The 21,869-nt window shown below is 42.3% G+C and carries 15 protein-coding genes; all 15 read left to right on the forward strand.

Annotation, left to right across the window (positions count from 1 at the left end; genetic code table 11):
• Window positions 1-17: 17 nt before the first annotated feature.
• The 15 genes from RT412_RS10895 (at window position 18) to RT412_RS10965 (ending at window position 21,418) form a co-directional block, all read left to right on the forward strand.
• Window positions 18-1,697 carry an FAD-dependent oxidoreductase gene (locus tag RT412_RS10895; RefSeq protein ID WP_313344624.1) on the forward strand — a complete coding sequence of 560 codons (1,680 nt, stop codon included), beginning with the start codon at window positions 18-20 and terminating at the stop codon, window positions 1,695-1,697.
• Window positions 1,698-2,671: 974 nt separating this feature from the next.
• Window positions 2,672-6,256: a hypothetical protein gene (locus tag RT412_RS10900; RefSeq protein ID WP_313344627.1), complete on the forward strand. Its 3,585-nt coding sequence runs from the start codon at window positions 2,672-2,674 to the stop codon at window positions 6,254-6,256.
• A gap of 143 nt (window positions 6,257-6,399) precedes the next feature.
• Window positions 6,400-10,494, forward strand: coding sequence for a hypothetical protein (locus RT412_RS10905; RefSeq protein ID WP_313344630.1), 4,095 nt, complete (start codon window positions 6,400-6,402; stop codon window positions 10,492-10,494).
• 313 nt (window positions 10,495-10,807) lie between these two features.
• Window positions 10,808-11,575, forward strand: a complete 768-nt coding sequence (locus RT412_RS10910) for a flavodoxin family protein (RefSeq protein ID WP_313344633.1) — start codon at window positions 10,808-10,810, stop codon at window positions 11,573-11,575.
• Between the two features lie 33 nt (window positions 11,576-11,608).
• Complete coding sequence (locus RT412_RS10915) at window positions 11,609-12,196, forward strand: TetR/AcrR family transcriptional regulator (protein ID WP_313344636.1); 588 nt, start codon at window positions 11,609-11,611, stop codon at window positions 12,194-12,196.
• A gap of 86 nt (window positions 12,197-12,282) precedes the next feature.
• Window positions 12,283-12,510: a hypothetical protein gene (locus RT412_RS10920; protein ID WP_313344639.1), complete on the forward strand. Its 228-nt coding sequence runs from the start codon at window positions 12,283-12,285 to the stop codon at window positions 12,508-12,510.
• A 5-nt stretch (window positions 12,511-12,515) separates the two neighbouring features.
• A complete protein-coding gene (locus RT412_RS10925; protein WP_313344642.1) occupies window positions 12,516-12,809 on the forward strand; it encodes a hypothetical protein in 294 nt (97 codons plus the stop codon).
• Window positions 12,810-13,204: 395 nt separating this feature from the next.
• The gene (gene erm, locus RT412_RS10930; RefSeq protein WP_313344645.1) at window positions 13,205-13,990 is read left to right on the forward strand and encodes a 23S ribosomal RNA methyltransferase Erm; all 786 of its coding nucleotides are present in this window, start codon (window positions 13,205-13,207) and stop codon (window positions 13,988-13,990) included.
• 236 nt (window positions 13,991-14,226) lie between these two features.
• A complete protein-coding gene (locus RT412_RS10935; RefSeq protein WP_313344648.1) occupies window positions 14,227-14,586 on the forward strand; it encodes an AraC family transcriptional regulator in 360 nt (119 codons plus the stop codon).
• A gap of 32 nt (window positions 14,587-14,618) precedes the next feature.
• Window positions 14,619-15,494, forward strand: a complete 876-nt coding sequence (locus tag RT412_RS10940) for a methionyl aminopeptidase (RefSeq protein ID WP_313344650.1) — start codon at window positions 14,619-14,621, stop codon at window positions 15,492-15,494.
• Between the two features lie 336 nt (window positions 15,495-15,830).
• On the forward strand, window positions 15,831-16,520 hold the full coding sequence (locus RT412_RS10945; protein ID WP_313344653.1) for an S-layer homology domain-containing protein: 690 nt from the start codon (window positions 15,831-15,833) through the stop codon (window positions 16,518-16,520).
• Between the two features lie 95 nt (window positions 16,521-16,615).
• The gene (locus tag RT412_RS10950) at window positions 16,616-17,302 is read left to right on the forward strand and encodes a response regulator transcription factor (protein ID WP_313344656.1); all 687 of its coding nucleotides are present in this window, start codon (window positions 16,616-16,618) and stop codon (window positions 17,300-17,302) included.
• A 9-nt stretch (window positions 17,303-17,311) separates the two neighbouring features.
• Window positions 17,312-18,349 (forward strand): HAMP domain-containing sensor histidine kinase, encoded by a 1,038-nt coding sequence (locus RT412_RS10955; RefSeq protein ID WP_313344659.1) that lies wholly within the window; start codon window positions 17,312-17,314, stop codon window positions 18,347-18,349.
• 64 nt (window positions 18,350-18,413) lie between these two features.
• A complete protein-coding gene (locus tag RT412_RS10960) occupies window positions 18,414-19,097 on the forward strand; it encodes an ABC transporter ATP-binding protein (protein WP_313344662.1) in 684 nt (227 codons plus the stop codon).
• Window positions 19,094-21,418 (forward strand): ABC transporter permease, encoded by a 2,325-nt coding sequence (locus RT412_RS10965; RefSeq protein WP_313344665.1) that lies wholly within the window; start codon window positions 19,094-19,096, stop codon window positions 21,416-21,418. The genes RT412_RS10960 and RT412_RS10965 overlap by 4 nt, the downstream gene beginning before the upstream one ends.
• Window positions 21,419-21,869 lie beyond the last annotated feature (451 nt).

Genomic DNA, 21,869 nt, shown 5'->3' on the forward strand with positions numbered 1-21,869 from the left:
ATCAAAGGAATACAACTATGAAAATATTGATTGTCGGAGGCGTGGCAGGCGGAGCAAGCACTGCTGCACGCTTAAGAAGAAATGATGAAAAAAGCAATATAATTTTATTCGAAAAAGGTGGATATATATCATTTGCCAACTGTGGATTACCTTATTATATAGGTGATACCATTATCGAAAAGGAAGACCTTATTCTCCAAACACCTGAAAAATTCAACAAGAGGTTTAATATAGATGTTCGTATAAACAGTGAAGTCATATCCGTAGACTCTAACTTAAAAAAGATTCTGGTTAAAAATCAATCAACCGGTGAAACATACGCTGAGAGTTACGACAAATTAGTACTCTCTCCCGGTGCTAAACCCATTGTTCCGCCACTGAAAGGAGCAAGACTGGAACATGTATTTACGTTAAGAAATATTCCTGATACCTACGCTATCAAAGGTTTTATAAATAAAAGACATCCAAAATCCTGTGCGATAATCGGCGGTGGCTTTATCGGAATGGAGATGGCAGAAAATTTATGTAAGATAGGCTTAGATGTAAGTGTAATAGAAGCTGCTTCTCACGTAATGGCACCTATAGATATGGATATCTCACATGACGTCCACAACTATATCCGCGCCAAGGGAATCAATCTCTATCTAAACAGTATGGGATCCGAATTTACGGATTCATCTGTAATTCTTCACAACAGTGAAGAAATTCCGGCCGACATGGTCATTATGAGTATCGGCGTTGCTCCTGATACCGAGTTTTTAAAAAGCAGCGGCATTCAATTGGGGCAACGCGGAGAAATAATTGTAGATGAGTATATGCAAACCTCGATACCGGATATTTTTGCTCTGGGTGATGCCGTAGGAGTAAGAAATGTAATCAGCGGTAAACAGGTTATAATTCCCTTAGCCTCCCCTGCAAACAAACAAGGAAGAATTGTAGCAGATAATATTTGCGGAAAAGGAAGAACATACAAAGGCAGTCAAGGTACATCCATCATGAAATTGTTCGAAATGACTGTTGCAGTTACCGGCGAAAAGGAGGAATCCCTGCTTCGTAACGATATTCCTTACAAGAAAGTATTCACCTATTCTGCTTCTCATGCAACATATTATCCTCGTAGCGAGATGATGTCAATAAAACTGCTCTTTTCTCCTGATAACGGAAAAATCTTGGGTGCTCAGATAGTAGGATATGACGGTGTTGATAAACGTATAGATACTCTTGCCAACGCAGTAAGATTCGGATTGACCGTATATGAACTTCAGGAGATGGAGCTTGCATATGCACCTCCGTTTTCTTCAGCCAAGGATCCAGTAAACATGGCCGGGTATGTTGCAAGCAATGTTCTTGAAGGCAATATGAAGCCTTTTCACATAGAAGAAGTTCCATTGATTCCCCAAAATGCAATTGTTCTGGATGTTCGTAGCGATGAGGAATTTAATGATGGACACATTGAAAATTCAATTCATATTCCGCTTGATAATCTAAGGGAGCACTTTCCCAAACTTGATAAAACCAAAAAAATTTATATAATTTGTCAGATTGGATTAAGAGGATATATTGCCCAAAGAATTTTGGAGCAAAATGGGTATGACACTCTTAATCTAAGCGGAGGTTACCGGCTTTACAAGTCTGCAGAATCTGATGCAAATCAGGAAGGAATAACTTTCCGCAAATGCCTCCCGTGCGGCAAATAAGGTGAATAACTATTATTGAGTTATTTCAATTATGGTGTTTGATAGATAGCTTATAATATCACCTGCTGCTAATGGATAATCCGCCCCCGGACCATAAGGTAAAATGGTTCGCAGGGGCGGTTTTGTTTTTTTGAAAAAATTTTTAAATGTGATTTAATTATGCTATAATAAATAAAAACATAAATCAGAAAAACAAGCTACATAAAGCTACATTTGCAGCAGTTTATTTTTTGACCCCAAAAGTGTAAACTCAACTATATGTCATACCTATACAAGATATAAAATGTTTTCGATTTAAAAGGAGGAACAAGATGGAGATATTTAAATAAAGTTTGAGGCTTCTAATCATGAGTAGTACATTTAATAAAAAGGAAACGGAAATCGTTTCCTTTTTTGTATGATGTTTTACCTAAATATGGAGCTTAGCATTATATTAAATTTCATAAATTGATGAATTTATTTACTGTAGTTTTATTACCTTATGTAATTTGAATTTTTAGTACATATATCATCAAGCATATGCCGATTTACATGACAAGTGACAATTATTTTGACATATAGTGCCCGATTTTCTTACAGTTATAAGCTTAGTATTTTTAGGAATATTTACTTTAAATGCTTCGGTACAAAATATTTTTATAATCAGGTCTTAAAAATAGAGCATACAGAAATTATGACATTTTTTGAAAAATATGGTATCGTATTTGCATTTATATTAAAGAGTATAGAATTACTTAACACTTTGTTAATTTAAATGAATACGTTAACTATGTGGGTAAGAAACACCGGGTGGACGATAGATAATAATCAGCTCTCCTTAGGTTTATTAATTTTCACAACTTAATTATATCAAACGAGGCTGATTGTTGCTATAAATTTGTAGTGACAAAGAGGTCGGTCATGCCTCCAACCCTGCATATTTATATGTGCAGTTATTGATCATGGCTCATATTTTATTAAAAGGAGTGATAATATTGAAAAAAACATCTTTACTATTTCTGGTGCTTTTTGGTATGGTACTGCTTTTTTCCTCTGCGGCTTATGATGCCACGGTGTTTGCGGAAGACGTCGATTCTGTTGCAGAAACCACTTCAACCACCTCCAGCGCCATCACTGGCAATCTTGGTAACGTCTTTTTGATCACAGGTAATGAAATCGAAATTGAATTCAATGAAGAAGTGTTAAACAATGCCGATGCGCAAGATATTTTTACTATTAAAGTTGACGGCGCCCCCGTCGAATGGGAATATCTTTCCTATTTCGATTTCGGCCCATACGGTGACCGCGGCGGTGTTGTCAACGTCCGCCTGAATGAGGCGCTTGAAGTCGGACGTCCGCGCGAACAGAGACGTACAAACGCGCGTTTCCCGGATACGCAAAAAGATTTGGGTCCCGTTGCAGCAGCGAGAGTAACGGTCGTAGTGAACGAAGTAACAAAAACCGCTAATTGGAAGGCGTTCTACGAGGAAGTTAACCAGGGCTATATGAGCATGTTGTATACCTGGGGAGCCGCCGGCGCAGGCAATTCCACCAGTAACAGCTTTTCGGACACCAATCAGCAATATAATACTGACTATGTAACAAAGCAGATGAGTGAAGGCACCAACAGCTTTGTCGGCCGCTCCGAATATCTGAACATACCGGCCAATTTAGCCGGAATGCAGTTCCATGTGCTCGGAGGAACCCAATCCGTTTATGAAGCGCCCGCTTACCGCGAGCTTTATAAATACGGCGAAACCGACGACACTTATACCCGCGTCGGCATATCTGGCAGCATGGATAAGCCTATTATCGTAACTACCGCCGACGAAGTAATGCGGCATGACAGCGTTATCGACACCGAAGGCAATAAAGTCGCAGTGTCAGGCGAGCTTCCAGCCCGTCCGAGAAGAGACTATTTCGATTTCGGCGAGGATTTCTTCCGTCTGTACTATGAATTCGGGGTACTGCAGGGCAGCAAGCTTTTCCCGATTGGTCAGTTTGACGAATGGGACGAGTACCGTTACGACATCTGGCTTGAAAGAGCTTATGACGAAGCGGTGGAGAAAGGCTTGTGGCCTGATACCATTATGATGGATATGACCCTGTCGAAAGAAGAAAGACTGGCGAATTATTACATATATGGAGCGATGGTTCATCATGAGCTTATTGACGAATCCGACGAGTTTAAATATGACAGATTCCCGGTAAATACCCGAGCAGAATTATATGAGTATGACCACGCTTTATACCGCGTAATGTGCGGTGTACACGGCAGATTCCTCTATTTCTCCGGACCTTCTGGCCAGACAGGCAGTTTCACGGACGACACCATGAAGACCAGGCATCCTTGGTTCTGGCGCAGTCAGCCTGATAACTACTATGCCGACGAAAACAGCGGCGTCCATGAGTATGAGCCGCTGAAAATCGAGCACGCTCACGTTATTTCTAACAACCAGCTTGAAGTTAAGTTTAACCGCCCGGTAAGCACCATAAGAAACGCGGTAACTGCGAGCAACTGGCGCATCTACATAGACGGCAGGGAAATCACCCCAGGCAGTATAGGCGGTTACGCGTGGGATACCATTACCCTGACGACAACCGGCAGCAATAACCGTTTGGACAATGGCCTGCCATACGGCAGATCTTTCTCCGGCTTTACGCAGGGAGACATTGACGAACGCAAAGTGGACGCTGGCGGCTGGATTTCCAATAGCCAGGCGCCCGGGGCAAACGCGCTTGAAAGAGGCGAATATGTTAGCTTAGAAGACGCTATCACTCGCGGCGCTGGCCTTAACGGCAAAGTTGAGGTAGCCTTCACAGGCAGCGCCGACGTCAGGGACTGGGCAGGCAACAGCCTCGGAAAACCGAGAGTTCAAGCGGAATTCAATCCTTGGGTAGGCAGCGTTTACCGTACCGCACTCACCGGATTCTACATCTACGCCGATTCCGTCGTGACGCTGGATACCATGATGGCCGCCGGTCATATGTATGAATCCGTAATGTTAAATAACGAAACAGTTACGTACGACATGATGGGCGGCGAGTTAGACCAGTTCCATCAGCCTACGTACAGCACGCCGAATAAAACCCCGATCACTTACAGTAACACCGGACAAAAAATAATTGATGGCTCGGTACGCGCTGGCGGAGGAATGCAGATTGTGGCGGGCGAGCAATACGGCCACCATCCGGCAATGCAGCCAAGCCACAGAAACCAAATTAACAGCAGCTTCCATCAGAGCCTTTACGTTGAAGGTTGGGGCGGCAATATCTTCCAGTCTGACGAAGTGCTCATAAAGAAAGACACAATGCTTTCAAGATACAAAAACGAAAACCTCGTATTGCATGAAGGTGGACACGGTTGGGACAGTTATACCGGTACCGGCGGCTACGCGAACTACATCAACCGGGACATCGCCAGTGCGCATGCCAGCGCGATTCACGCGAACAACGGAAGAAGATACTTTGACCAGTTCAACGCCAGTGCTTACCTCGGTGCCCGCACCGAAATGTATTCCACCGGTACTACCTATTGGGGCGGCGCTATGCGCGAACAATACATGGGCGTGCATGACGGCACCTGGACGCCGATCAACAGCCGCGAAGAGTTCTTCCGCTATGATCCGTACGATTTTGAAGTATTCAAGAGGGGCTTCTTTAACGGCGACCTGGGAATGTGGTATTACGACGAAAACGGAGAGCCTCGCGTAGGCGACCCGGACTACAGAGTAATACCTGAGGACTGGGAGCTTCTGGCAGAAACATATCCTGAATTTGCGGATTGGAAGTCTAACGGCCGCGACGAGGACAACCTTATCGCCTGGGGTTCATCAATCCACGAAATCGCACGCGATAACCCTTATACCGGATATCACAACCCGCTGGTCAACTGGATATCCTGGAATACCCCGAACGTATGGGGACTTGAATATGTCAAAGACCCCGCTACTCCAGGTTATATATTCGACTTTGTGCAGCATCCATATAACCCGGCGGATCCTTCCCCAACGGAGAGCCAGGAGCATCCGTTCTTCAGACAGGGAGGCGTACAAAGGCCGCAAAGATCTGACGAGCTTATCGCTCTTGTAACGCCGGTGGAAGGCGAGATCAGCAATGTCACCCTTGACGGTGGAGTGCGTGCTAACCTGGTAGAATTCGAGTTTACCGGTTACGACACCCCGATCACTATGGACAACGCGCCGACCAGCTTCGAAATTTATGTAGACGACCAGCTGACATATTTCACCTTCTGGTCCTTCGAAGAAATCGCATCCGGTGTTGCCACAGTGAGACTGCGCCTTGAGTGGCCGGTGGAAATGGACGCTGAAGTAGAAGTAAGCTTGAGGCCGGTTGGCATCGAATTGACTCCTGCCGCTATCGTTAAAAAGGTTGAAGGCAACAAAAACGAACTGACGATTACGGTTAGAGAAGAATTGTCTTATGGTATGGTAAATGTTTACACAGAAACCTTCTCAATTAATGACAATACGGAAGGAACATACGAAGTAGGCGATTATTTAGTATATGTAAATACAAAGGGTAACACTCAGATCCGCGACTGCTATATTGTCGAGTAAAGAGTACGCGACCTTATCCGAAATCTCAATCTGACGAGAGTGCAAAACGTGGTACTCTCGTCAAAAAAGATAAAGAAATGGATATGATTTTTTAAAATCCATCAAATTAACGTAATGAACCTAATTTTTAGGAGGAATAAGACATGTATAAAAAAATAATATCATTATTATTAGTTTTTATAATGATTATTGGAACATTCCAGACCTCGTTTGCCCTACCTGCCGTTCAGGGGGGAAATCAAAGCTTACAGGATAATCTGGAAAAATTCCCGGACTTATTTGCCGCCAAGGCAGACGGCGATATAGCCCGCCAGTTCGTTGTTGATGCGCCTCACGCTGAGGAATACTGCACCGAAAACGCCGTCACCGTTCGGGAGTTCGGCAAAAACGAGGTCATGACCAATGGTGTGATAGACCCGTTTTTCGCAGGCGGCGGCACTATGTTTGCCCCCGTGAATAAGGATACGATTAAGATTTACGTAATCGCCGCGGACTTTAACGATCTGCCCGGGGATGTATACGTCCCCTACGGTATTCATAGAAACGTGTTTACCAGTAACAACTCGGTTTATGACTTAAGCGACCCGGACATTTATTATACCAGCATCTTCTACGGATCCGATGGCTTAATGTTCAACAACAAATTCACTTGGAACGGTACCGGCTCCAATCAATACAAAGGGCTGGTTGAGCTGGTGGAAGCGATGTCCATGGGGAGATGTAAAGTAGAGGTAGAATGCCTCAACGAGCGGTTGGCGGTTGAGCAGGGTCTTGATCCGGAAAACGATAAGTGGCCCTGGTTCCATATTGACGGGCCGATGTTGGAATACACTTTGCAGGGACCCGCCGACTGCGAGGATTACCGCCAGTTCGGCAGGATACATCAGGCGGGCATCGACGCGGCCTATCGTGACATATCCGATCTGGACATCGAGGATATTGACTTTATTTACACTATCCTGCCTATGACTGCCTTCGGTCACCGCGCCGGTTTACAGGGCGGCGGCGGCATGGAGACATCTTTTTCATATCAAGACCAGGCGATGCTGCAGCGCGACAGTCAATTCCGGCACGAGCCGGGCGTGAAGACCAAGGGCGGCCGTGTGGTCGGCTCAGGCGTCTTCGGCGTCAAAGGTCTTTGGGGCCAAGGCGCGAACGGTAACTATACCGCCAGCGCCCCCAGGACGGCCGTCCGTACCACGGCGCATGAGTTTGGCCACGGTATGGGCTTGTTTGACGACTATAGCTATGGCTGGATGGGTACAAACAATGGCGAAAGCACCAGCAGCGGTGCTGGCAACTGGGGCGTTATGAGCAGCATGACCACGAATTCGCCTGACCTGCCTGCCTGGCGTAAATACCGTATGGGCTGGATCGATGACGATGAGATTATAACGATTCTGCCAGGTGAGACCAAGACCTTCAACATCCGCGCTCTGGGCAGCTATCCGGGCGATGGCGGCAGCTATATCGATGACCCTAACATTGAGACCAGAATGGTGCTGATACCCAAGGAATTCCGTACCCGCGACACCTTTGGCATCAACTGGAACAACGGCTGGAATCCCTATAAAACAAATTATAACTGGTACGACTGGTTCACCAATCCCTGGTTGGGCGGTGAAACTAATGCTATCAAATCCTTCCCCACCTTCTATGCGCTGGAATGTCGTAAGACGCTGGGCGCCGACGGTATGCCTAAAGGTCAGGATACAGGATTGGCTGCCAGTAGCCAGGGCATGGTGGTCAGCTATATCGCCAACCCCACATGGGAAACCGGCCATGGCGCGGGCGGCTTTAAAGTGATGACTGGCAACAATGGCCTGCGCGTGGGAGGCACCGCCTCCTGGACGGATGTCAATATCGGCCTGACCGTTACGGTCAATTCCTCTAATGATTTTTACGACAACGTAACGGTCACTTATACGGGCTTACCTGCAGGCACCAGCGCCGCGAAGCATGTTTATCTGGGTATGCTGAATGCCTCCGATAATTTTGTGACGGCCAATCAAAGCTTTGATGTGGATTTTAACCTCACCACTCTGGGCGGACCTACCAGAAATGACTCCACAGGTACGCCAGAAAATGCCACGCGTGTCGGAACTCCTCTGGCCGTGCCGGGCGGCATATCCGGCTTTACCATGAGCGTTGAATTTGACGCCGACAACTTAGAGTATGTGTCGGCAGGTACCGCTCCCTTCACCTACAATGTGGATACTACTGATGCGGCCGGCGGCAAACTCGTTGTTACGGGCACCGGCAGCAAAATGGTTGACAAGGATAGTATACTCAGTCTGCAATTCAAGACCAAAGAGGGGGCAGCGTCAGGCGAATATACGATAAAGGGTACTATTGCGGACGTCAAACTGATCGACTACGGCGGCCGTACGCTCGTAGCGGGCGATCCCGGCTTCGATGGAGTGGGTACAGTTGGCGACGGTACTTTTGCCGCCTTCCACACTAACAACAGCAATAACCTCTCCTCCAATGATATCAAGAGCACCGGCGGTAAGGTCACGGTGGGGCCTGTACATACATATACATTAAGTGGCAAAATTACATGTGGCACCCCCGGTCCTGTGTCCGGTACCTTTATAGGTGTGGAATCGGTGGTTGATCTGTATAACAGCGCCGGCATCATGATTGCCAGCACAAAATCCGATTGGAACGGCAACTATAGCATAAAAGGCGTGCCTGCGGGCAGCGGCTATTATCTAAGGGCCAACAAACCTAAATATGTTGAAGGCAGCACGGCTGTTTTCGATGTCTCCACCAATACCACTGTTGAGAAACTGAAGCTGGATCGAGAAACCTTTACGGTTAGCGGCACCATCTATGGCAGTGCTAATTCCGATGGCTCCGGCGCGGTACCGCTGGCCGGTGCGGAAGTGTATATTGTGAGCATCGGCAATGCTTACAGAATCTTGGGCGGGCCAGCTATCACGAACGCCGACGGCACCTATTCGGTCCAGGCCAGTACGGATAGTATGGATAAACCGTTCGCCGCGGTGGCTGTTAAAGCAGATGGCTACGGCACCCAATTACACTTAGACAATCTTAAGCTAAACTTGGGCATGCTGTACGGGATTGACCCAAGCGATCGTGTATACCCAGGCAACAGTGCCACATATGGTGTTGGCGGCGGATATAATTTCATGCTCAATGGCAATGTAAGCAACAGGAACGTCACCCTTACCACGACTCAGGACGTCCATCTCCGTACCGCAACGAAAAGCACTGAGCATGTCTACCAGCTGAGAGACATGGACGGTAACGCTATTGGCAGCCCGGTTAATAGCGTAGGCACTGCCAACGGCGATGACCTAATCCGCAATGTGGCGCCGGGCCAGTATTACATCGAGGTGAGCAGACCAGGATATATAAGCGCTTGCACCAGGCCATTCTCGGTAGATACCACCAGGGTGTTCTTACGTAATGCCTTTACCTCCAATACCCTGGACTTAGTCGCAGCGGGCAGCGGCAATACCGTATCAGGTACGGTTATCAACGCCGCTACCGGCGAACCAGTGGATGATGTAAGAATCCAGTATGTCAACAGTAATGGAATGGGTGGCATCCAAACCTCAAGTGAGTCCGGAGAATTCACCTACCTCTGTTTGAACGGTGCCAAACAAATGACCTTCTGGAAAGATGGCTTTGTAAGTAAAACCATCACCATTCCTACCGGAAATCAATCCAGCCTGAGTATAGAGCTGTTGCCTATACACAGCGTAACCTTCATGGATTGGGACGGCACCGTGCTGAATGAGCAGAAAGTAATTCATAGTGAAGCCGCCATATCCCCGGATGACCCGGTAAGAGAAGGCTGGTTCTTCATCGGCTGGAATGTTGATTTCTCCGAAGTAAGCGAAGACCTGGCGGTAACGGCACAGTACAAAACTACATCCGCAACTGCTTCCATTGAGAAACTCATTGGCAACACAAACAATTTGACCATTACCGTTACAGAACTGTATTCGGATGGTTCAAATATTATTTTTGTAGAAATGTTCTCTATCAATGACAACGCGGCAGGCACATATGTTGTAGATTGCTACGAAGTATATGTAGACACCAAGGGCAATGACCAAATCCGCGCTTGTTACATCGTCCGTACCATCGAGGATATGGATGAGCTGAATGAGGATGCGGGTGAGCTGAACGAGGATATGGATTACCCGGATGAGAATATGGATGCCCCAGACGTAGATGATCTTACCGGGCAACAAACTGAATAGGCGAAAAGCTTAGCGGGATAACCTGCCGGGGGGAGTGCCCATAATTTTACAACCCGTGAGAAATTTCTTTAAAAAGTTCCTCTCGGGTTGTATTAGACTGAATTCTCAAGAATCTATAATTAGCTGAAATCATATTGCAGTCCTTTAGGTGAAGAAGAAATTATACTTAAACATAGTGGAACTAAACATAGTAGAACTAAACATATATTAAGTATTGACTGCAATATATATCCATGTTACAATATGAATGAATAAAAAATTATTCATTCATATTGTAATGTGGATACTCTATAATTGTGAGGTGATACCTTAAATGAAAAAAATAACTGCTTTTATAGGAAGCGCACGCAAAAAATCAACCTATCAGGCAATTCAGGAATTTGAAAAGAATTTTAAGCAATATGATGAATTCGATTTTGAGTATGTTTTCTTAAGTGAGTATCATCTGGAATTTTGCCAAGGCTGCAAGCTATGCTTTGATAGGGGAGAAGAATGTTGTCCCCTAAAAGATGATAGGAATATACTGCTTGAGAAGATGGAACATTCGGACGGCGTAATTTTTGCCACTCCGAATTATGCATTTCAGGTATCAGCTCGTATGAAGAACTTTTTTGACCGGTTTGCCTATATATTACACAGGCCAAGATTCTTTGGCAAGACTTTTACAGCAATTGTTACGCAGGGTATTTTTGGCGGAAATGACATTCTAAAATATCTGGAAAGAATGGGAGCGAACTTTGGATTTTATGTGACAAAGGGTAGTTGTGTGTCGACACTGGAACCAATGACTGAACTTCAGCAGGAAAAGCTAAAACAGGAAATCAAGAAATCCTCTGAGAAATTTTATAAAGGTCTTATTCGCTCAACACCGGCAACGCCTTCATTCTTTAGACTGATGTTGTTCAGAATGACGAGAACAAGCATTCAGTCCTTTGATGTGAGATACTTTGATTATTACTATTATAGAGATAAAGGTTGGTTTGAGTCTGATTATTATTATGATACTTCGATAGGACCAATAAAAAAGTTTATGGGATGTTTTTTTGATTTTTGCGGCCGTAAGATGGTTAAACATAAATAGAAAGAGATGTTTGCAAATACAGGGAGGTAACTGATGAATAATAAAAAGGCGGATATTCTAAAATGTGGAAGAGCGTTGTTCAGCTCCAAAGGTTTTAAAGATACAAATGTTGCTGAAATAACAAAAATGGCTGGTATAGCTACCGGTACTTTTTATAGCTATTATCCTTCAAAAGATAAACTGTTTATGGAGATTTATTTGGAAGAAAACGTGAAACTGAAAAAGAACATCATGGAGTCCGTTAATTTGGAAGCCAGCCCCATTAATGTCATGAAGGAAATTATGTATCTGAATATTAAGGGTATGACCTCAAATCCCATCTTAAAGGAATGGTATAACAAAGATGTTTTTAATAAAATTGAACAAGATTTCCGTGAAGAAAACGGGTTTGATAGTGTTGCTTTTCTATATGACAGTTTTATAGAGATAGTAGAGAAGTGGCAGATTGAAGGGAAAGTGAGAAACGATATTGAAGCTGAGATGATTATGGCTATTTTTTCTGCTTTAGTCAATGTAGAAACACACAAGGAAGAGATTGGGTTCAAATATTTTCCACAAGTTTTAGAATACTTAGCGGAATTTACAATGAAAGGCTTGATGGATTGCTCTAAAAAAGAATAATCTACCATTATATCTGATGGGATATAATCAGGATCAACAGAAGATATAAGAATGAAAATAAAAATATTTAGAATGGAGGATTTTCCATGAAAATTGCTGTTATTTCCTACTCATTAACCGGTAACAACGAAGCTTTAGCCAACAGTATAGCTGAAGAATTTGCAGGGGAGCACATAAAAATTAAAGAACCTAAATATAGGACTATGGGTTCCATTGTCCTGGATATAATTTTCAACAGAACACCACAGGTACAACCAACACCCGACAGACTAAAGAATTATGATTTGATTCTCCTTTTTGCCCGGTATGGATAGGACAGGTGGCGACACCACTTCGCGCATACTTAAAGCGCCTTAAAACAAATCAATGTAGATATGCTTTCATTTCAATAAGCGGCGGAGCCGATGGTGAAAACCAAAAACTAGCAGGTGAGTTAAAAAAAAGAGTAGGGAAGGAACCTATTGCACTCATAGATTTGCATATTGCTGATTTATTGCCTTCTGATCCGAAACCTACTCGTAAAGATACATCAGTTTATCGTATAAATAACGAAGATATTAAAAAATTAACTAATACAATTATAAAAACTGTGAGAGAAAAAATTTTGAATTAGTCCAAAGAGCATAATGAAGCCAATATTTACCTCTTATTGAGTTGATTTCAATAAGCTAAGTAATGGCTTGCTGAATATGTGCTATATCCGTCTGTACAATTTTGGCATTTGCATTGTTATTCTACAGATGCTATAATTAATTCAAATAATTTTGGAGGTATGAGAATGTCAGCAGCTATTCGACTAAGATAAGTACGGCAATAAAAAAGAAAGGCCTGAAATGGACAGGAATTTTAGCGTACTCATTTTTCCGGATAGATACTCATTTTTTAATTTGCTGGTATTTCATATCAGTTCTTTTGATATCCATGTAATGTGTAGGCTGAGACTGTCTGTTTGCCTGCATTTTTTATTGCCTTTAACTATTTAAAGTAATAAAAAACGTAGGAGGATTTATGTCGTATTATAATAAACTAAATCAGGCAGTCTACTGGATTTCACAAAATTTCATGACCAAAAGGCGTCTGATTGAAAAGATTACGGATTTAAGCAATATAAACAGCGAAGATACTGTCATTGAAATCGGAACGGGAAAGGGCCATCTTACCCGGGTTCTGGGCGAAAAATGCGGATATTTGTATTCTGTCGAGATTGATAAGAATTTATTTGAAAAATCATCGGAAAAATTGAAAAATATTAAGAATATCAGGCTGATAAACGGTGACTTTTTAGAGTACAGCCTGCCGAAGAAAGGAAAATATAAGGTTTTTTCCAACATTCCATATTCTATTACAACCCGGATTGTAGATAAGCTGACCGAGGCCTCAAATCCGGCTGACGAAATATGGCTTGTAATGGAAAAGGGTACGGCGAAAAGATTTATAGGCGTTCCAAGGGAAAATACCAAGTCCTTGCTTCTGAAATCAAACTGGAATTTGGAAATCATTTATTATTTCAAAAAGGAGGACTTTCACCCTAAACCCTCGGTGGATTCGGTGCTGCTCCATCTTTCTCATAAAAAAAATCCGGATGTTGAGAAAAAAGATTATATTGCCTATAAAAAATTTACGGAGCATTCCATGAAGCACGGCTTGTTCGGGAAAAATTCCTTTCTGACAAAAAAACAGATTTCAACAGCATTAAAGGAAGCAAAGCTTCCGGCTTTGCACAAGGACGGCCAGATTCTGTATATACAGTGGCTCTGCCTTTTTCGGTGCTGCAAGAAGTTTCACAGGATATAGCTTAAAGATAAAAGGCAAAAAGCGCTCATATATATTTTGATAAAATTCGCATACAAATTGATCAAATAACACAAGCAAAAAGAAACAGACAAATTTCTGCAAAAATTTTGTCTGTTTCTTTTTGCTCTCCAATGAGCTATAATATTCTTAAAATTTGACAGGGATAAAAAATTGAAACTGTAATCAAGTTTCGAATATAAAAGAAGATATAATATAACGGCAGGGAGTGAACAGGATTGTCTATTAAAACAATTGAAAATATGGTAAATTGGGTTGAAGAAAATTTAGAAGAATGTCCAACGTTAGAAAAAATGTCCGATTTTGTGGGGTATTCACCTTGTTATTGCTCTACTAAGTTCCACGAATATGTCGGTGTTTCATTCAAAGATTATATTCAGAAGCGGCAATTAAGTATGGCAGCGGTGGCGCTACAGAAAACGAAGTATCGAATTATTGACATTGCTATACAATATGGGTTTTCATCACATGAAGCATTTACAAGGGCTTTTGTGCGTGTTTATGGCTATACACCCTTTCAATATCGTAAATTGTTGCCTGAAATCTTAACATTTGATAAAGCTCAAATAGATATTTGAACACTCCTCAGTAAATGTAAGGAGTGTTTTTAATGTTAAAAAAAATTGGACGAAATGATTTTTGTTGGTGTGGCAGCGGAATTAAGTATAAAAAATGTCATGAGTCTTTTGATGAAAAGATATCATGGTACAAAACCCAAGGTTGTATTATTCCGCCCAGAGAAATCATAAAAAATCAAGAACAAATTATTGGGCTTAGAGAAAGTGGAAAAATCAATATAGCAGTTTTAGATTTCATATCTAAACAGCTGCATATAGGAATGACAACAGAACAAATTGATCTTTTGATTTATGAAAAAACGGTGGCTTTGGGTGGAATCCCAGCAACACTAAATTTTGAAGGTTTTCCTAAAAGCGTATGTACATCAATCAATGATCAAGTATGCCATGGCATACCATCAAGCGATGTTTTGCTGAAAGACGGAGATATTATAAATATTGATGTTTCTACAATATACAATGGATTTTTTTCGGATTCATCAAGAATGTTTTGTATCGGAAATGTAAGTCCTGAAAAAAAGAAACTGGTGGATGTGGCTAAGGAATGCATTGAATTAGGATTAGCACAAATAAAGCCGTGGGGATTTTTAGGCGATATGGGGCAAGCTGTACATGAACATGCTATGAGTAATGGATATACGGTTGTACAGGAAATAGGCGGACATGGTATTGGTTTGCAATTTCATGAGGAACCGTGGGTAAGCTATGTTTCAAAAAAAGGAACAGAAATGCTTTTAGTCCCGGGCATGGTATTTACGATTGAACCAATGGTTAACATGGGAGCTGATGAAATTTTTGCAGATGATAATGATGGCTGGACAATTTATACGGCAGATGGAATGCCATCAGCCCAATGGGAAGTTATGGTTTTAGTCACTAATGACGGCTATGAGATATTAGCTTATTAGCGCTACCAAATCAGCGATATATTCAAGAACACAAAATAAAGCACAACAGAAGACCAAAACTTCACGGCCTGACATCCATGAAGCTGGTCATGCAGTCATTTAATATGAATGCTTTAGAAAAACTTGGTTTCACATATATCTAACCTGATGATATATGTCCGAAGCCTGAATTATTAGAATAACTTCAAACAGGCAGCAAATATTAATCGGAATTTACTTTTGCATTCAACTTTTGTTGTATATACGTAAAATATCGCGGAACTAATTGCTATAATTTACGTCCATATTAGAAGGCAGTGTAATTCCATACAAATTAATTTATACGAGGTGTTGAATATGAATATTAAATCCAAAATTGTATCTTTTACTGTTGCTACCGCAATAACATTTACTTTTGCGGCACAAGCTTATGCGGCAGTAAATCCATTTACAGACTTGGAGAATACTGCTGCAAAAGAGAAAATAATTATGCTGCAGGAAAAAGGATATGTAAAAGGAGTCAGTAACAGCCTGTTTGCTCCTAATGCTGAGATCACAGCGCCGCAAGGCATACAACTTTTTGTTAATGCCTTTGAACTGAATCTTGATCTGGTAAAATTCGCAAAAGAGCCAAAAGCGACTGATTATTTTTCAAAGGCAGACGACAATGCCTGGTATGCAAATGCACTAATAATTGCTGCAGTGAATGGACTCGATTTTTCAAGGGATCTGGATCCAAATCAGGAATGGACGCGCGAAGAATTTACATACCACTTAATTAAAGCAATGGAAGGACATTTTAATCTTCCAATGATCAATCTTATACCAGCAGAGATTGCAGATGAGGATCAACTAACAATTACCTACAGCGGTGCCATACAGCGTGCGCTTGTATATGGTGTAGTTAAGCTGGATGACGAAGGCAAATTTAACCCCAAAGGCAAAATTACACGTGCAGATGCGTCAGAAGAAATCTATAATGCACTTGAGTATATTAAGACGCATCCAGCTCCTAAAATAGAAGGAGCACCGGGTGCTGAACAATAATAAGAAGAACCTGCTAAACTTCTTAATCTAAAAAGCGAAAAAATGTAGACTTATAACTTGAGTAAGCATTGACGGACGGAGAAAGGAGAAAATAAATGAATAGAATATTACTTCTCGAAGATGATTTAAGCCTAATTGATGGGCTTTCCTATTTATTAAAAAGACAAGGTTTTGAATTAAATATCGCCCGAACTGTAAAAGAAGCCAATACCATTTGGACAGATGGTAAATACGATTTATTGATTCTGGACGTATCTTTGCCGGATGGTTCTGGTTTTGAAGTTTGTCAAAAAGTACGTCAGGTATCCAAAGTGCCGATTATTTTTTTGACTGCGTCAGATGAAGAAATGAATATTGTTACAGGGCTTGATATTGGCGGCGACGATTATATCACTAAACCTTTTAAATTGGGTGTTCTCATATCGAGAATTAACGCTTTGCTTCGGAGGGTAAAGAACTTTGGAAAGGTGGATACGGAGATAATATCCAATGGAATAAAAGTTTTATTGCTGCAAGGACAAGTCTATAAAGATGGGCAACTTTTGGATTTGACAACAGCCGAGTACCGATTGCTTTGTCTGCTCATGCAAAATCCCAACATCATACTATCTAAAGAAAAAATTCTGGATAAGCTTTGGGACGGTGAGGGTAACTATGTGGACGATAATACATTGGCGGTATATATTCGCAGGCTGAGAATGAAGATAGAAAACAATCCGGGTGACCCGCAAATGCTGCTGACCGTCAGAGGCATGGGGTATAAATGGAATGTATTGAATTGAGGTGGGCAGGTGAAGATTTTTACCAATAAGGATATTAAAAATTTCTTTGTTACAATATCGTACATATTGGGTGGTTTTATCCTTTTGTTACAGTTATTTGTATGGTTGTTTTACGGCACAGTGAACCTTGCTATGCTAATCCTGTCTTTGCTTGCTGCATTGTGCATTTTAGGAGTTTGCTTTCTCTATTTTCGTAAGCAAAATCAGATTATGGAAGAAGCTATATCTCAAATTAATTTATACCTTTCGGGAAATACAGATATCCGAATTGATTGCGACAAGGAAGGCAGCCTGTACAAGCTTTTCCATGCAGTAAACACATTGGCTACGGCGCTCAATGCTCATGCAGTAAAAGAACAGAAAGTAAAAGAGTTTTTGAAAGGTACTATTTCCGATATTTCTCATCAGCTAAAAACACCGCTCGCCGCCCTCACTATCTACAACGGACTTTTACAGGACGAAACAGAAGATATTGCCGCTATGAAAGAATTTGCAGTAAAGTCAGAAAAAGAGATTGAAAGAATTGAAATACTCGTTCAAAACCTCTTGAAAATTACGAAGTTAGACGCAGGGGCTATTGTTATAAAAAAGGCACCTGAAAACATAGCGAATATGATAAATAATATTTATCAGCATTTTGAATTTCGCGCCAATGAGGAACAGAAAATCATCACCTTGTCAGGACCAGATAATATTGAGCTTTTTTGTGACAAAGATTGGATAACAGAAGCCATCAGTAACATTGTAAAAAATGCTCTGGATCATACGAATGCAGGAAGTCAGATTACGGTTGAGTGGAAGAAACTCCTGGCCGTCACGCATATAACCATAAAGGACAATGGAAGCGGCATACACCCGGAAGATTTACACCATATTTTTAAACGATTTTACCGCAGCCGCTTTTCAAAAGATACGCAAGGTATCGGCCTTGGACTGCCGCTTGCAAAAACAATCGTAGAAGCACATGATGGTAATATCACAGTGGACAGTGCTTTGGGTAAAGGAAGCATATTTGTTTTAAGTTTTCTTAACCTTACTAAAATGTAAGCGGAAATTCATGTGAGAGTAAGATAAGAGTATTACCCTACCTTTCAAATGAGGAGGATATACAATGAATTTATTAGAAGTAAATGCTATTAACAAAACCTATGGTACAGGGGAAGCTGCAGTCAACGCATTAAAGAATGTCAGTTTTTCAGTTCCCAAAGGGGAATTTGTGGCTGTTGTCGGTGAGTCGGGTTCCGGAAAAAGCACACTTTTAAATATGATAGGCGCGTTAGATACGCCTACGTCCGGGAATGTTCTGATAGACGGCAAGGATATATTCCGCATGAACGATGAAAAACTTACTATTTTTCGTCGTCGTAATATAGGCTTTATCTTTCAGGCATATAACCTTATTCCCGAACTCAATGTTGAGCAGAATATTACTTTTCCCGTACTGCTCGACTATAAAAAGCCGGATAAGGGGTATGTGGAGGAAATATTGACAGTCCTTTCCTTGCAGGACAGGCGCGGACACCTACCCCGGCAGTTATCTGGCGGGCAGCAACAGCGTGTGGCGATTGGCCGCGCTCTGATTACCCGCCCCATGTTGATACTTGCGGACGAGCCAACCGGCAATTTAGACAGTCAAAACTCGGGCGAGGTAATTTCGCTTCTGAAAACAGCGTCCAAACGCTACCAACAGACAATCATCATGATTACGCATAATCGTAGTATTGCTTCCACGGCTGACCGTGTACTGCAAGTATCGGACGGCGTATTAACCGATTTGGGAGGATACGCTGAATGAATAGTTATCTTGGTCTTGTTCCAGAATATGTGAAAGCACACAAAAAGAAAAATAGGCTGACGGTGGTTTGTATCGCCTTGTCTGTCATGCTGATAACCGCGATTTTCGGCATGGCTGATATGAGCCTGAAATCCCAAACAGAGGAAACTATCCGCCGATATGGTAACTGGCATGCTATATTTACGGATATATCAGACAGCACAGCGGAAGAAATAAGCGGCCGTGATGATGTGAACGTATCAAGCTGGCTGGGCTTGGCCGATGAAACAACCTATCAGGGGAAAGAATTGGTTGTGCAGAGCAGCAGCAAAGAACTTGCCGAGCAAATGAACATGGTCGTTACCGAGGGCAATTATCCTGTTACAGCGCAGGAGGCCTTGCTTGACAGGCAGGGACTTGAACAATTCGGCCTTTCCATTGGAGATACGATAGGAATTACCTTTCCTGATGGTCAAGTGCGGCAGTATACGATTACCGGGACTTTTGGGGACTATTCCACCCTGAAAGGGTCGGACGCTCACGGTTTGCAGTTATCAACAGAGGGTATGCGCGCGCTGCCCGCCGATTTATACAAAGAATATTATTATGTTCAATTCGGCGATAGTGTGAACATCAATGGAGCGATTGCAGATATTAAGTCAAAATATAGCGTGGGTGACGAACAGGTTTCCACAAACGTCATGCTTCTTGGGTTAATGGGGCAATCAAACGACACGACTATGCAGGAAATATATCTTACGGCCGGAATACTGTTTGTTCTTGTCGCTATGGCCGGTATTTTTATGATTGCAAGCAGCTTCAACATGAGCATATTGGAGAGAATACAATTTTTTGGACTTTTGCGTTGTCTTGGCGCTACGAAAAAGCAGGTAAAGCGGTATATCCGGCTGGAGGGCTTGCGGTATTGTGCGAAAGCAATCCCCGTTGGACTGTTGTCCGGGTGCGTGGTATTATGGGCGGCAATGCTCGTCTTAAACAAACTCAACTCGCAGTATCTTCCTGCAATGCCGACATTTCAAATAAGCTGGCTTGGGATTGCAGCCGGAACGATATTAGGGGTCTTGGTAGTAATGATAGCTTCCAATTCCCCCGCGAAGCGCGCCGCAAAGGTATCCCCACAGGCCGCTATAACGGGAAATATCAATCAAACGAATAATCAGTCCGTGAATAAAGCGTCCAATACAAAGCTGTTCCATGTGGATACGGCAATGGGTGTTCGCCACGCTTTCTCCAATAAAAAAAGCATGGTATTGATTGCGGGTTCTTTTGCAATCAGCATAGTCTTGTTTTTGTGTTTTACAATCTTAATTACCTTTATGAACCATGCGTTAAATCCCTTGAAGCCTTATGCGCCGGATTTATCCATTGAGGGAACACAGGATAAGGATACCGTTCTGCTCGACCATTCGCTCAAACAAGATATAAATGCACTCCCGCATATTGAGAATATATATGGCCGTATGTTTTACACGGACATTCCTGCAAATGACAAGCAGGATACCAATATGGCTACACTGGTTTCCTATGATGAACCTCAATTTGCATGGGCAAAAGATTCACTTATTTCCGGCAGCATTGACAATGTGCAAAATGGCAGCGGTGTATTGGTTGATTACGGATATTCACAGGAATTTAACTGGCAGATTGGAGATATGATTACACTAAACATCGACGGGAAACCGCATGAAGTACAGGTTGCGGGTATTGTTTCCGATGTACCGATTGATTCGTCTAATGGGGAATGGATTATCATTTGCTCTGAAAACACTTTCACAGCCTTAACCGGAGTGGATAGCTACAAGGTTATTGATATACAGGTTAGCCAGGACATTTCCGGGCAAGTTAGAAGCCTGATTACGCCGGAAATGAAACTTCTGGATTTACAGCAGCAAAACAGCGAGGTACGCACAGGTTATTTCGCAATGGCGGTATTTGTCTACGGATTTTTAATGGTCATTGCACTTGTTGCTCTGATAAACATTATCAACACGGTAAATGCAAGTGTTTCAAGCAGAATAGGTAATTATGGAATGATGCGTGCGGTAGGCATGTCAGGTAAACAGCTTAAAAAAATGGTAACAGCCGAGGCTGCTGCTTACGCCATTTCCGGCAGCCTAACGGGTGGCATTTTAGGGCTGCTTCTACACCGCTTCTTTTTTGGAATGTTGATTACATCGAATTGGGGAGAGCCTTGGCAGCCGCCGCTTGCGGTTCTGATTGTTGTAATTTCGGCTGCAATACTGACGACCTTTATTGCCGTGATTTCACCAACAAAGAAAATTGAAAAAATGAGTATCGTTAATGTTGTGAACGCAGGGTAGCAGCAATTTTGAAATAACATACGGCGGCTTTGTGAGCCCAACCATGGAGTTCTTTCCTCTGGCAAGAACTCCATGGTTGGGCAAGAGGCAGGCAGTTGTATTGCCTTGCAAAACTTCTTGTTTTAGTTCTTTTAGCATAGAAAACTCCTTTATAAAGCTATAGTCTATTATGCGTTTTGGGATATATGAAGCTTTAGAGGAACAAACAGAAATCTTAAAATGCGTGATTGAAAATTACTTATATTCATACAAATATAGTGCGAAACATACTAAATTGGATTAAAATAAAGAATCCGTAATTTTCAACTAAAAACCTTGTTTTCTTGTCTAAAAAGGTTCACTCATGGTTCCACACGTGCGAAAAGTTACCTTTCGTGTAACTTTGATTGTTTGTCGGTTGGATAAATATGTACATGATTAATCTGTAATTCCGATGCCATTATCAGTTATT

It is taken from the genome of Sedimentibacter sp., from assembly GCF_032080165.1.
In the GTDB taxonomy this organism is placed as follows: domain Bacteria; phylum Bacillota; class Clostridia; order Tissierellales; family Sedimentibacteraceae; genus Sedimentibacter.

What these genes read in the sequence shown, in the direction of transcription:
- RT412_RS10895 (WP_313344624.1), top strand. Translation starts at nt 18, where the DNA reads ATGAAAATATTGATTGTCGGAGGCGTGGCAGGCGGAGCAAGCACTGCT.
- RT412_RS10905 (WP_313344630.1), top strand. Translation starts at nt 6,400, where the DNA reads ATGTATAAAAAAATAATATCATTATTATTAGTTTTTATAATGATTATT.
- RT412_RS10910 (WP_313344633.1), top strand. Translation starts at nt 10,808, where the DNA reads ATGAAAAAAATAACTGCTTTTATAGGAAGCGCACGCAAAAAATCAACC.
- RT412_RS10915 (WP_313344636.1), top strand. Translation starts at nt 11,609, where the DNA reads ATGAATAATAAAAAGGCGGATATTCTAAAATGTGGAAGAGCGTTGTTC.
- RT412_RS10920 (WP_313344639.1), top strand. Translation starts at nt 12,283, where the DNA reads ATGAAAATTGCTGTTATTTCCTACTCATTAACCGGTAACAACGAAGCT.
- erm (WP_313344645.1), top strand. Translation starts at nt 13,205, where the DNA reads ATGTCGTATTATAATAAACTAAATCAGGCAGTCTACTGGATTTCACAA.
- RT412_RS10940 (WP_313344650.1), top strand. Translation starts at nt 14,619, where the DNA reads ATGTTAAAAAAAATTGGACGAAATGATTTTTGTTGGTGTGGCAGCGGA.
- RT412_RS10945 (WP_313344653.1), top strand. Translation starts at nt 15,831, where the DNA reads ATGAATATTAAATCCAAAATTGTATCTTTTACTGTTGCTACCGCAATA.
- RT412_RS10950 (WP_313344656.1), top strand. Translation starts at nt 16,616, where the DNA reads ATGAATAGAATATTACTTCTCGAAGATGATTTAAGCCTAATTGATGGG.
- RT412_RS10960 (WP_313344662.1), top strand. Translation starts at nt 18,414, where the DNA reads ATGAATTTATTAGAAGTAAATGCTATTAACAAAACCTATGGTACAGGG.
- RT412_RS10965 (WP_313344665.1), top strand. Translation starts at nt 19,094, where the DNA reads ATGAATAGTTATCTTGGTCTTGTTCCAGAATATGTGAAAGCACACAAA.